7 protein-coding genes and 1 pseudogene are annotated in these 13,138 nt (G+C 70.6%); 3 read left to right on the forward strand and 5 right to left on the reverse strand.

Going from position 1 to position 13,138, the window contains the following annotated elements; all coding sequences use genetic code 11:
- Nucleotides 1-66 precede the first annotated feature (66 nt).
- Nucleotides 67-765 carry an alpha/beta fold hydrolase gene (locus F6X68_RS01580; protein WP_151452540.1) on the reverse strand — a complete coding sequence of 233 codons (699 nt, stop codon included), beginning with the start codon at nt 763-765 and terminating at the stop codon, nt 67-69.
- Between the two features lie 179 nt (nt 766-944).
- Here F6X68_RS01580 and F6X68_RS01585 point away from each other — a divergent pair.
- Nucleotides 945-1,070: pseudogene (locus tag F6X68_RS01585) on the forward strand (IS5/IS1182 family transposase); the annotation flags it as partial.
- A 595-nt stretch (nt 1,071-1,665) separates the two neighbouring features.
- Here F6X68_RS01585 and F6X68_RS01590 read toward each other — a convergent pair.
- The 3 genes from F6X68_RS01590 to F6X68_RS01600 all read right to left on the reverse strand — a co-directional run bounded on the left by F6X68_RS01590 (nt 1,666) and on the right by F6X68_RS01600 (nt 5,074).
- Complete coding sequence (locus F6X68_RS01590; RefSeq protein ID WP_151452541.1) at nt 1,666-2,613, reverse strand: carbohydrate ABC transporter permease; 948 nt, start codon at nt 2,611-2,613, stop codon at nt 1,666-1,668.
- Nucleotides 2,610-3,581, reverse strand: a complete 972-nt coding sequence (locus F6X68_RS01595; protein ID WP_151452542.1) for a carbohydrate ABC transporter permease — start codon at nt 3,579-3,581, stop codon at nt 2,610-2,612. The genes F6X68_RS01590 and F6X68_RS01595 overlap by 4 nt, the downstream gene beginning before the upstream one ends.
- Before the next feature lie 128 nt (nt 3,582-3,709).
- Nucleotides 3,710-5,074 carry an ABC transporter substrate-binding protein gene (locus F6X68_RS01600; RefSeq protein ID WP_151452543.1) on the reverse strand — a complete coding sequence of 455 codons (1,365 nt, stop codon included), beginning with the start codon at nt 5,072-5,074 and terminating at the stop codon, nt 3,710-3,712.
- A 225-nt stretch (nt 5,075-5,299) separates the two neighbouring features.
- Here F6X68_RS01600 and F6X68_RS01605 point away from each other — a divergent pair, with 225 nt between their 5' ends.
- A complete protein-coding gene (locus tag F6X68_RS01605) occupies nt 5,300-7,798 on the forward strand; it encodes a hypothetical protein (protein ID WP_151452544.1) in 2,499 nt (832 codons plus the stop codon).
- Between the two features lie 71 nt (nt 7,799-7,869).
- On the opposite strand, the gene F6X68_RS01610 is transcribed toward F6X68_RS01605, so the two are convergent.
- Complete coding sequence (locus F6X68_RS01610) at nt 7,870-10,923, reverse strand: glycoside hydrolase family 38 C-terminal domain-containing protein (RefSeq protein ID WP_151452545.1); 3,054 nt, start codon at nt 10,921-10,923, stop codon at nt 7,870-7,872.
- Nucleotides 10,924-11,111: 188 nt separating this feature from the next.
- On the opposite strand from F6X68_RS01610, the gene F6X68_RS01615 reads away from it, so the two are divergent.
- Nucleotides 11,112-13,097, forward strand: coding sequence for a hypothetical protein (locus tag F6X68_RS01615; RefSeq protein ID WP_151452546.1), 1,986 nt, complete (start codon nt 11,112-11,114; stop codon nt 13,095-13,097).
- Nucleotides 13,098-13,138: the final 41 nt, after the last annotated feature.

Consider the following 13,138-nt stretch of genomic DNA (forward strand, 5'->3'; position numbering starts at 1 on the left):
GGCATCAGGATCAGCCGCACTGCGCCCACTTGACCATGCCGATGTGAGCGTGCAGAAGGGTGGACGTCACGAAGCGGCGCAAGCGTTCGTGATGGTCTGGGTCCACACCTCGGGGTGGGTGAACCAGAAGTCATGCGGTACGCCAGGCACGGTGGAGAACCTCCCACGTGGAACGAGCGCGGCGATCTGCGCCAGGGGCCATGGCGGGCGGATGTCGTCGCCGGCGGCGATGAGATGCATCGGTACGTCGCAGGCGGCGAGTCCGCTCCATAGATGGGGTCGATGGATCCAGTTGGTGAACGAATCGCTGAGAGCCGTATGTACCTCGGGCACCCAGTCGATGTCGACAACGGCCTCTGTGGCCTTACCGGCTTTGTACGCCTCGGACCACGTGCGGTCACGCTGGAAGCCCCTACCAGCGATTCCGACCACCGCGGCCACCGCCTCCGGACATTCAACCGCATAGCGTACGGCGAGATCACAACCCCAGGAATGTCCCACCACGGTCCAGGTGGTTACACCGACCGCTTCACGGATGCCTTCAAGATCGGTGATTGCCTGTTCCATGGTGTGCGGGCCGCCGCCCGAGCGACCAACGCCACGCGGTTCGGGGTACCAGGCACGGTGGCTACGTGGCGCGATTTCGTCTCGCTCCAAATACTGCACACAACCGGGACCACCGCTCAGGACGACGACGTCAGGGCCGTGGCCCGTCACGCCCACGTGCAACGCCGCGGCGCCTGTGTGAATCAACCGCGACTCCATGTCCGCGAACGCTACCAACGACAGCGTCCGCTCATGTACCCCTGAGCATCACTGAGCCCTTTTTCAACCTGATGTTGCTGGTCAGGCTAGTACACGGGGGCCGTAGATCGATGAGGGCGAGGCTCCAGGTAAGACAGCAAATCGACCAAAGCCCGATGCCCCGATCGGGAGTCTCGCCTGTGCTGTCCTACCCCTCCACGATCTCGTTGTCCAGCCGGACCTTGAATCACCTGGCCGATCGCATCCGCAGCCACCGCAACCACCGCCGATCCAGGTGGCGGTGCCTCGAAGCGGGGTGCTCGGCTGACGACAGCATCAGGTCCATGCCGAGCAGTTCGCCGAGCACGTCCGCGTTCGCCAGCAACCACGGCGTGAAGGTGTGCGCCTCGTGCTTCCAGACTTGCCGCACGTCGAGCAGTTCGAGCTTGCCGAGCGTGGGCAGTCCCTCGCTGGCGTCCACAAAGGTCATTTCGCCGACCGTATCGGCTTGAGGCCCATGCTGACGTCCCAAGTCCGCCTCTTGGCGATGGCATCGCAGCGTCGACCGTCACGAGGTCGATGAAGCCTCTCGATCGGGCATCCACGCGAGGAGGCGTACGTCCGACAGGCGATCCGCCGCCTCGGCGACCAGCGGATCGTCGTGGTGGCGCGCGGCGGCCCGCAACCGGGCGAGTCTAGACGGCGCGTAGCTGGGGGCCGACGAGCCTGCAAGTCGGCGCTGAGCGCCGTTCCCGCATCGGTGATCGACTGCTGCGGCGGAGCAAGACGCCGCGAAGGCACGCCAGGATCTGGGCCGCCTCGGGCTTCTTCTGCTTCAGCGGCTCGCGGCGATCTAACCCCGGCGGGGAGGCGCGGCTTTGGGCCCGGTTTCACGCCGAGCCCAAAGCCGCGTTTCGGAGGTCAGCCCTTACGGCCCTGGGTAGCGACGCCTTCGATGAAGTACCGCTGGCCGAAGCTGAACAGCAGCAGCATGGGCAGCGTGACGAGCAGCGAGGCGACCATGACGTACTGGTAGTCGCCCTGCCCGCCGGCGGTGGGGCTGTACTTCGTCATGGCGTACGCGATGCCGAGGGGAGCGGTGAAGTCGTCCATCGACTCCCCGTTGAGATAGATCAGCGCGCCCTGGAAGTTGTTCCACGCCGCCTGGAACTCGAACAGGAAGACGATGACGAACGACGGGATGGACAGCGGCATGGCGATCTTCCAGAACAGCTGCCAGTAGTTGGACCCGTCGATGCGGGCCGCCTCGAACAGTTCCCGGGGCAGGCTCAGGTAGAACTGCCGTTGCAGGAAGATGTAGAACGCCGAGCCGAACAGGTTGGCGCCGAACAGCGGCACCCAGGTGCCGAGGAGACCCGTCTCCTTCCAGATCAGGTACATCGGGATCATCGTGACCGCGCCGGGCAGCATCATCGTGCCCAGGACCAGCCCGAACAGCAGGTTGCGGCCGGGGAAGCGGAAGTACGCGAACCCGAAGGCCACCATCGAGCTGGAGATGGCGACCGTTATCGCGGCGAGCAGTGCGATCGACACGCTGTTGAACACCCAGTGCAGCAGCGGCAGCTCGCTCCAGACCTGGACGTAGTTGTCCCACCGCCAGGTCTTCGGGATCAACGAGTTGTCGAACACCTGGCTGGCCGGCTTGAGGCTGGCCGCGATCAGCCAGACCAGGGGATACAGGAACAACGCGGCGAAGCCGACGAGCAGGAGGGTGAGCAGTACCCGCCCGACGGTCCATCTCGTCGGCCGGCGCCCGGGCTCCCGTATCCCTCCGGAGGGCGCGGCGTCCACGGCCTGGGCCAGGACGGGGGCTGCGGTGGGTGCCGTGCTGGGGCCGATTGTCGTCACGACCGCTCTCCCTCGTAGTACACGAAGCGGTTGCCGACCTTGACCTGGATGAAGGTCAGGATCATCAGGATGACGAAGAGCAGCCAGGCCATCGCCGCCGCGAAGCCGAAGTTGAACTGCCGGAACGCCTCCTGGAACAGGTAGACCGCGTAGAACAGCGACGCCTCCGGCGCCGGGTTGTTCTGGTCCCGCCAGAACAGCAGGTAAGCCTGGTCGAAGATCTGGAACGCCGCGATGGTCAGGATGATGACGTTGAAGAACAGCGCCCCGGAGATCATCGGCAGGGTGATGGAGAAGAACTGGCGGACGGGGCCCGCCCCGTCGAGCGAGGCGACCTCGTACAGGTCACGCGGCACGTTCTTGAGCGCGGCCAGGAAGATGACCATCGTGCCGCTGACCGTCCAGAGGGCCATGAGCACGATCGACGGCTTGACCCACGTCGGGTCCACCAGCCACTGCGGGCCCTCGATGCCGATGAAGCGCAGGCCCTGGTTGATGGCGCCGGTGTTGCCGTTCAGCAGCAGGAAGAAGATCGACGCCGTGGCCACCGCCGGGGTCATCTTCGGCAGGTAGTAGACCGTGCGGAAGAACCCGGCGCCGCGGCCCACCCGGTTGAGCAGCACCGCCAGCAGCAGCGCGAAGCAGATCTCCAGGGGTACGGCCAGCACGGCGTAGAACAGGGTGTTCGCCAGCGACTTGGCGACCTTCGGGTTCTCCAGCAGCGCCTCGTAGTTGCTGGTCCCGGTCGGCCGGATGACGTTGGTCGCCAGGTTGTACTTGCTGAACGAGATGACCAGGCTGTAGATCATCGATCCGGCGGTGAAGACGAGGAAGCCGATGATCCACGGCGAGATGAAGAGGTAGCCGGCCAGCGCCTCCCGGCGGTTGTACTTCCTTCCCCGGCCCGGCCGTTTCCTGCTGCTGTCGCGAGTGCCGTCGCCGGAGGGTGCGACGGTGGTACTTGTCATCCAACGCCTCCATGGTGTGCCGGGTGCCGGAGATTCCCGGGGTGGATCGCAAGATCTCCACAATGCGGCGTGGCGGGCTCCCGCGCCATGCGAGGACCCGCCACGCCCACGAGGTACGTTGCTGGCGGTCAGCCGCCGGTAACGGTCTTGTACGCGTTCATCGACGCCGTCTGGGCGTCGGCGAGCGCCTGCTGGGCGGGCTTGCTGCCGAGCAGGGCCGCGGTGACGGCGTTCAGCAGTTCCTGCTTGATCTGCTGGCCGGCCGGCGACGCTCCCACGCTCTTGCCGGCGTCCGCGACCTCGTAGTACGTGCTGATCACCTGGTCGAAGCCGGCGTCACCGCTGGGCTTGACGTACTTCTCCCGGATGGCCTTGTCGGACACCGGCGACCCGGTGAACAGGCCGGTGTTGATGGACTTCTTCTCCTCCACCGTCTTGGCCCGAGCCTCGGCGGCGGCGTTCCAGGAGCCCTCCTCGGTCAGCGCGAGCGCCCACTTGCAGGCGGCCGAGGGGTTCTTTGCCTGGGCGGGGATCACGAACGAGGTGCCGCCGGCCTGGGTGACCGGGTTGCCGTCCTTGCCCTTGAACGGCACGGCGCCCAGCTTGATCTTGTCCTTGTACGGCGAGAGGACGTTGGGGTACCACTGGGCGTCCACCTCCGCCCCGACCTGGTTCTGGACGAACTGGTTCTTCTCGCCGAACATGTCGAACGAGTCGGTGAAGCTCTTGTACTTGGCGAACCCGCCCTGCGCGTCCACGATCTTCTTGAGCAGTTCGAGCGCGGCGACGTTGTTCGGGTCGTCCAGGGCGGGCTTGCCGTCGGCGTCGGCCAGCTTGCCGCCCATGCCGACGAGCCAGAGGTTGATCTGACCGGTCGCCTGCGGGTTGAACCCGAGCGTCGTCGGCACGCCGCCGTTGGCCTTGTACATCTTCGCGACGGCGGTGAGCAGCTTGTCGGGGTTCGACGTGTCGATGTCGGCGTCCTGCACGCCCGCCGCGTCCATGGCCTTCTTGTTCAGGATGATCGCCGCCGGCTGGTAGAACTGCGGCACCGCCCACATCTGACCCTTGTACGTGACGTCGTTGGCCACCGCCGGGTACCAGCGGTCCTTGGTGACCTTGTTGACCTCCAGGCACTTGTCGAGCGGCTGGATGAGGCCCTGGGCGGCGTAGGTGAGGACCAGTTCACGGTCCATCTGCACCACGTCGGGGACGTTGCCGCTGGCCTGGCGGGTGGTGAACTTCTGCGCGTCGAAGCCCGTCTGGTCCATCTCGATCTTGACGCCGTCGAGCTGCTTGGCCGCGTACTCGATCCGGGCCTTGCCGACGTCGTCGGCGTTGTTGAACCCCCAGGCGCTCAAGGTCCCGGTGGGCTTGGCGTCGAAGTTCGCGGCCTCGCCGCCGCTGTCGCCTTCGGACGATCCACAGGCGGCAGTCGCGACGAGTGCGGCGGCGACGCCTGCGGCTATGAAGGCAGCTCGCCTTTTCCTCATCTGGGTCCCTTCGACGGCGTGCGGGGCCGGCGGGACCGGCCCTCAAGAGGCTGAAGTCAGCATGGAATCCGTACCAGGCGGGACCGTAGCCGAACGTGACACCGGACACAAGTGGGGAACATTTCCATTTAGTGTCGGCCCAGGTCAGAGGCAAACTGGGGTTGCCACGAGGGACAAAGTGGAGTTGGATCCGGTGTGACAACGATGCCACAATCGGGGGCCAGAGTGCCGACCATCAGCCAGATCCTGCTCGTCGGACATACCCACCACGACGTGGGCTATACCAACAGCCCGCGCCTGCTGGACGACCAGCACCGGCGCGTCGTCGCCGAGGTGCTGCGGCTCTGCGAGGCGGACCCGGAACCCGGCCCGGCCCAGTTCCGCTGGACGTTCGAGGTGGCCCGGCCGGTGCTGCGCCACCTCGCCGAGACCGGCGAAGCCGGGGCGGCGCAGCTGCGGCGGCTCGTGCACGAGGGCCGGGTCGCCGTGACGGGTGGCTACCTCAACATGACCCAGCTGCCGTCCGATGCGGAGTTCGGGGCGGCGTACGACGCGCTCCAGGTGTTCCGGGCCGCCGGACTGCCGGTGCGTACCCAGCAGCACGGCGACGTCAACGGGATCGCCTGGGGCACCGTCGAGGCGATGCGCCGGGCGGGGATGTCCCGGCTCGTGATGGCGCTCAACCCCGACCACGGCCGGGCGCCGTACGAGCAGCCGACCGGGTTCTGGTGGGAGGGGGCCAGCGGCCAGCGGGTGTTCGTGTGGCTCTCCACGCACTACGGCTTCGGCGAGCAGTGGGGGATCGTCGACGGTGACGTGGTCGCCGCCCAACGCCACATCGCGGCCTTCGTCGAGCGGCTGGCGGCGCGCCCGGACTACCCGTACGACGTCGCGGTGGTCCACGCGGCGAACGACAACCGCTGGCCGACGCCGCTGTTCCTCGACGTGGTGCGGCACTGGAACACCGTGCCGGGCAACCCGCCGATGCGCACGGCGACCATCGACGAGGCCCTCGACCTGCTGGAGCCGCAGGCCAGCCGGGCGGACGTGCCGGTCGTCCGCGGCGAGTGGTCGGACTGGTGGTCGCACGGTCACGGGTCCACGGCCCGGGAGGTGGCCGTCTACCGGGAGGCCCGGTCGTTCGCCCGGGCGGCCCAGACGAGTCTCGGGCTGACCCTGCTCCGGGGGGACGGCGAACCGGCGCTCGCCCACGTGCTCGGCTACCGGCGCGGGCCGACCCGGCTGCGCGACGAACACGAGGTGGTCGCCGACCTGGCCAGGGTGGACGAGGACCTGCTGCTGTTCGGCGAGCACACCTGGGGCTCCTGGGAGACGTACTCCAAGCCGCACTCCACCTTCAGCCACTCGCACTGGAACGCCAAGGCCGGATTCGCGTACCAGGCGTACGACCTCGCGCGTGACCTGGCCGTCGAGGGGATGTTCCGGCTCGCGGCGAGCGGCACGGACCCGGCCGGCGCGGCGCCCGTGCCGGCCGCGGGCGACGGGATCCTCGTGGTCAACCCGACCGAGCGGGACCGGACCGAGCCCGTCGAGGTCGAGCTGGACACCACCCGCCGGGCGCGGCTGGTCGCCCGGGCGCCGGCCTTCGGTGTGGCACTGCTGCCGACGCCCGGAGCGTCGACGGCGCGGACCGGCCGGGAGATCGCCAAGGGGCCGTACCGGGTGGTGGTCGATCCGGCGCGCGGCGGCGTGGTGTCACTGGTCGACCGGCGCGACGGCCGGGAGCTGGTGGACCCCGCCGTGCCGCACGGGCTGGGCGCGGTGGTGGTCGAGAGGATCCCCACCGGCTGCGACCATCCGATGGTGGTGCGCTCGCCCAAGGACTTCCATCCGGACTTCCCGGGACCGGACTTCGAGCGGCTGGTCGCCCGGGGCGAGGACGAACCGGCGATCACCGAGTCGGCCGAGCTGGCCACCATCACGTGGCGGGTCACCCCGGCGGATCTCCCGGCGGCCACCGTGGCGCTCACGCTCTACCGCGACGCCGACGTCGTGGACCTCGACGTGCACCTGGTCAAGCCCGCGCGGCTGGAACCGGAGAGCATCTTCGTGGCGTTCCCGTTCGCGGTGCCCGACCCGGAGTTCCTGCTGGAGACCGCCGGCGCGGTGTACGCGGCCGGGACGGAACAGCTCCCGGACACCAGCAGGGACTGGCATTCGGTCCAGCACGCGGTCGGTGTGACCAACCGTGACCACGGCATCCTGTGGGGCAGCTTCGACGCGCCGCTCGTGCAGGTGGGCGGCTTCCACACCGGGCGGTGGGCGCGGACCCTCGCGGTGGCCGGTGGACAGGTGAACAGCTGGCTGATGAACAACCTGCACTTCACCAACTTCCAGGCGAGCCAGGACGGCACCCGGCGGTACCGGTACCGGTTCGCCGCGCGCTCCGGCCCGGTGACCCGCGAGCAGGTCCGGGTGTACGGCCGGAACCTGCTGGAACCGTTGCAGGCGCGGCGGTACGCGGGGCCGGTCGGCGTGACGGGCGGCAGCGGGCTCCGGGTGGAACCGGCGGACCGCCTGCTCGCCGAGGTCCGGCCGGCCGGCGATCAGGCGGTGCGGGTACGGCTGCGCAACATCGGCGCCGAACCGGTGGCGGCCACCGTCGAGTGGGCCGGCCCGGGGGTGACCGGCGGCGGTCCGGTGACCGTCGCCGGCCACGGGATCGCCGACGTGACGCTGCGCCGCGCCGACCCGCCGTCCTGACCCCGGCGACCCGGGCGTGGTCTTCGCTGACGGACCAAGCGAAGACCACGCCCGGGTGTCACCACGCTCTCTCAGTCCCGCGCCGGCGTCAGCCGGAGCGTCACCACCTGGAACGGCGTCAGGGCGAGGTCGACGGCGTCGCCCTCGACCGTGACCGGGGCCAGCGCGGCGACCGATTCGTCCGCCCGCTCCAGCAGGTCGACCACCCGGGCCCCGGCGAGGCCGAACGAGGCGCTCAGGCGGGCACGGGCGCGTCCGCCGAGCGACTCGTACACCCGGACGATCACGTCGCCGGAGCGGTCGTCGGCCAGCTTCACCGCCTCCACCACGACGGCCGGGTCGCTGACCTCGATCAGCGGGTCCACCGCGTGCCCACCGGTGCGGCGGCGGACCGGCAGGTTGGCCCGGTAGCCCTCGCGTACCGCGTCCTCGATCTCCGCCCCGCAGACCAGCGCGTAGCCGAAGCGGTGCGCGCCCCGGTCGGTGTCCGGGTCGGGGTAGCGGGGGCCGCGGAGCAGGGACAGCCGTACGGTGGTCGGCTGCGCGCCCTGCGCGTCGCCGGGCGGCCGGCGCGTCACGTCGTAGCCGTACGTGCCGTCGTTGACCAGCGCCACGCCGTATCCCGGTTCGCCGACGTGCAGCCACCGGTGCGCGCAGATCTCGAAGCGCGCCGCGTCCCACGAGGTGTTGGTGTGGGTGGGCCGCTGGAGGTGGCCGAACTGGATCTCCGAGCTGGAGTGCGTGGCCTGGACGTCGACGGGGAAGGCCACCTTGAGGAAGGTCTCCCGCTCGTGCCAGTCCACCTCGGTCTCGAACCGCAGCACGCGCTCCCCGGCGGCGAGGGACACCGTCTGCACGTACGCGGAGTTCCGGTCGTTGCGGCTGATCCGGACGCGCACGCACCGGGGATCGTCGGCCTGCACCGTCAGCTCGGTGACCTCGGTGAGGTCGTGGCGCCGGTTGCGGTAGAACTCGTCGACGTCCCAGGCGTCGAACTTGTTCGGCAGGTCCGGGTGCAGTTGCAGGACGTTGGCCGAGGTGCCGGCCGGCAGCACCTCCCGGTCGGCCACCAGGTCGCGGATGGCCGCGACGGTCCCGTCGGTGGCGATGCGCACCCGGAGCAGGCCGTTGTCCAGCACGGTGCCGTCCGGGCCCGTCCGCACCGACACCGCCGAGGCGCCGGCGTCGGGCCCGGTGCCGTCCGCGGGGGTCGTCGCGATTCCGAGCGCCGGCACGCCGGGCCGCGTGTGCGGCGCGGCGTTGGCGACCAGCGGCACCGACCCCGGGCCGGTGAGCGCCGCGAGCGCCGCGTCGATCAGCGTCTCCAGCCGGTCGGCCAGTCTCGCGTACGTCTGCCGGGCCTCGCGGTGCACCCAGGCGATCGAGCTGCCCGGCAGGATGTCGTGGAACTGGAGCAGCAGGGTCTCCTGCCAGACGGCGTCCAACTCGTCGTACGGGTACTCGTGGCCGGTCCGCGACGCGGCGGTGGCGCACCACAGCTCGGCCTCGCGCAGCAGGTGCTCGGTGTGCCGGTTGCCGCGCTTCATCGCCGACTGGCTGGTGTACGTGCCCCGGTGGTATTCGAGGTACATCTCGCCGTTCCACACGGGCGCGTCCGGATACTCGTGCTCCGCCTCGGCGAAGAACTCGGCCGGGGTGCGGATGGCCAGCCGGGGCGAGCCTTCGAGGTCGGCGACCCGGCGGGCGATCTCCAGCATCTCCCGGGTGGGCCCGCCGCCGCCGTTGCCGTAGCCGAACGGCAGCAGCGACACGGTGGAGCGCCCGTGCTCGGTGAAGTTGGCCACCCCGAACGCCAGCTCGCGCCCGCTCAGCTCCGAGCTGTACGTCTCGGCCGGCGGGAAGTGGGTGAAGACCCGGCTCCCGTCGATGCCCTCCCACCAGAAGGTGTGGTGCGGGAAGCGGTTGGTCTGGTTCCAGGACATCTTCTGGCTGAGGAACCAGCGGAAGCCGGCGAGGCGGGCGAGCTGCGGCAGGGACCCGGAGTAGCCGAACGAGTCCGGCAGCCAGACCTCGCGTGGTTCGATGCCGAACTCGGCGGCGAAGAACCGCTTGCCCTGGGTGAACTGGCGCACCAGGGCCTCGCCGCCCGGCATGTTGGTGTCGGACTCCACCCACATGCCGCCGACCGGCAGGAACTGCCCGCTGGCCACCTTCTCCGCCACGCGGCGGTACACCTGCGGGTGGTGCTCGCGCAGCCAGGCGTACTGCTGGGCGGAGGAGCAGGCGAAGACGAGTTCGGGGTACTCGTCGGCGAGCGCCACGACGTTCGAGAAGGTGCGCGAGCACTTGCGGATCGTCTCGCGTACCGGCCAGAGCCAGGCCGAGTCGATGTGCGCGTGGCCGACGGCGGTGACCCGGTGGGCGCTCGGCGCCGCCGGGGAGGCGAGGACGCCGGCCAGCCGTTTGCGGGCGGCGGGTGCGCTGCCGGTGAGGTCGCCGAGGTCCAGCTCGTCGAGCATCAGCTCCAGGGCGCGACGGATCTCGTGGTGCCGCGGGTCGGTCACGGCCAGCTCCAGGGCGAGCTGGTGCAGCACCTGCACGTCCAGGACGAGCGCGTACACCTCCTCGTCCCGCAGCGCCAGTTCCGCCCGGTCGAGCCGGTAGAGCGGCGTGTCGGGGGCGGTCTCCCGGTCCCCGAGCTGCGTGACGGTGCCGTCGAAGCGCGGGTTCGCCGCGGCCTCGACGTACACCTCGACGCGCTCGCCGCCGCCCGCCTCCCGCGCCACCGGCACGTACGCCGTGCGCGGCTCGATGCCCTTGATCGGAGTGCCGTCCGCCGTGTACGCGAGGCCCTCCGAGCGGAAGCCGGGCCCGGCCCGTTCGAAGCCGAGATCGACGATCAGTTCGACCCGCCCGCCGCGCATCCGCTCGGGCACCTCGCCGGTGAACCGGAACCAGGTGGTGCTCCAGGCGGGACCCCAGAACTGGCCCACGGCGAACGGCGCGTAGGGCAGCGCCAGCCCGACGTCGGCGGGCACCGGCTCGCCGGGCAGGTGGGCCGCCTCGACGGTCACGGGCTCGACGTCGCGGTGGATCGCGGGGATCAAGCGTTCGAGCAGAACCCGGTCGATCCGTTGGGTCAGGTTGGACAGAGAGCGATGCATCGGGAAGCTCCCGGGGGAGTGAGCGGCCGGGCCGCTTGTGGGAACGAATCCACAGACGCAACCACACGCTTTTTGCTTGTGTCAATGCGTTCTGTCCGGCCGATACCTGGCCCTGTAGGGGTACTTCCGCTATCTTGGCGGCTCAATAGTGGTATCGATCCCAGAGCGCGAAGGATGTGCACGTCACGGTGACCGGCTCCCTGCCCGCTGCGGTCGCAGCCCCCACGCCACTGCGCAACGCGGCCGGTCAGACGGTCGGCTCGGCGCCCGGAACGGTCGACGTCCTCTGGGCCGACGGTCGGACCGAACCGGCCGCCGACGGGCCGTTCACGGCCACCCTCGACTGGGCGCCGCCGTCGGCCACCGGGCGGCGCGACGTCCGGCTGACCGTCGAGTACCGGGGCGACGCGGTGGTGGACGCGGGAATCCGGTACCGGGTCGACCTCTCCGCCGACCCCGAACCGCCGTGGTGGTTGCTGCCCGGCGCGTTCTACGGCGAGAACCGGCCGGCGGACTGCCTGCGGGTGTATCCCCGGTTCGCGGTCGACGGCACCGACCACGCCGGCATGGTGAGCGACCACTGGGAGTTCCGGGCCGACCGGGCGGCCACCCCGGCGGTGTTCGGCTGGACCGGCGAGGGCGGCGTCGCCCTGGTCGCCGACGAGACCACCGCCCTCGGCATGACCGGGCTGGGGTTCGGGCACGACGCCGGGCGCGGCTGCGGACACCTGCACCTGACGTTTCCGTTCCGGGAGGCGCCGGTCAGCTACGACGGATCCGCGGCACCGGGGCCGGCCGAGGTCAGCACGTACGCCTGGCGCCCGGGCGAGCGGGTGGAACTGGACCTCGCCGTCTACGCGCTGGACCGGGACCGGCACGGCTACGCGGCCGTGCTGCGCGAGGAGCACGCCCGCCAGGCCGCCGACGCCCCGCTGCGGCCCTGGGTCGACGTCACGCAGGCCGCCGTGCTGGCCGCCGAGGGGTTGCGCCGGTGGCACTACGCCGAGCCCGGCGTCCTGCTGGAGACGGTCGCGTTCGACCGGGGCATCAGCGGCCAGGACGGGCTGCCCGTGGACCGGCAGGCCATGCACGTGGGCTGGGTCAGCGGCATTCCGTGGGCGTACGCCCTGCTGGCCCACGGACGGCGGGTCGGCGCGACAGCCGACGTCGCGGCCGCGGAACGGGTCATCGACTTCTGCTGCGCCGAGCTGTCTCCGTCCGGCACCTTCTGGGGCGTCTGGTACCGCCACCGGGGCTGGTCGCAGAGCTGGTCACCGGTGCCGCACACGCTGCACTCGCGCACCCTCGCCGAGGCGACGCAGTTCCTCGTCCGGGCCCTGGAGCTCGACGGCGACCCGGAGGGCTCGCGGCCGGCGTGGGTCCACGCGGTCCGGTCCAACCTCGACGCGGTCGTCGCCCGGCAGCGGCCGGACGGCAACCTCGGCTCGACCCACCACGCGCTGACCGGTGAGGTGCTCTCCTGGGCCGGCTGCGCGGGACTGGCCTGGGTGGGCGCGCTGGCCGAGGCCGCCCGCTGGGACGGGCCGGACGGCGCCGGGGGCGGGTACCTGGCCGCCGCCGTCCGGGCCGGGGAGTACTACGCGCCGTTCGTCGAGAGCGAGTTCCTGCACGGCGCGCCGGAGGACGTGGACCTGGCCCCCACCTCGGAGGACGGCTACGTCGCCGTGATGGCGTACCTGGCGCTGCACCGCCGCACCGGCGAGCGGCGCTGGCTGGACCTCGCCCGCCGCGCCGCCGACTGGACGCTGACCTTCCGGTACACGTACAACACCACGTTCCCGGCCGGCACCCTGCTGCACACCTACCGCTTCGCGACCCGGGGGGCCGACAACGCCTCGCCCTCCAACCAGCACCTGCACGCGTACGGGCTGATCTGCACGGCCGAGTTCGCGGAACTCTCCGCCGCCTGCGGCGACCCGCACTACGTCGAGCGTGCGCGCGAGGCGCTGGCCTGCTTCCGCCAGTTCGTCGCGCGCTTCGACGGCGACTTCAACGCGTACCGGGGGATGGTGAGCGAGCGGTACTACCAGACCGCCTGCTTCCAGCCGAAGGGCATGCTGCTGACGCTGTCGCACGCGTGGAGCGTGGGGGTGCTGCTGCTCGGCTGCGAGCAGGCACTGGCCGACCCCACCCTCCTGGTCCCGCCCCGCTGACCCCGGCCCGGACGCGGAGCGCGGGGGAGGGGTCAGCGGGG

The organism is Micromonospora sp. AMSO12t, assembly GCF_008806585.1.
Lineage (GTDB): Bacteria > Actinomycetota > Actinomycetes > Mycobacteriales > Micromonosporaceae > Micromonospora > Micromonospora reichwaldensis.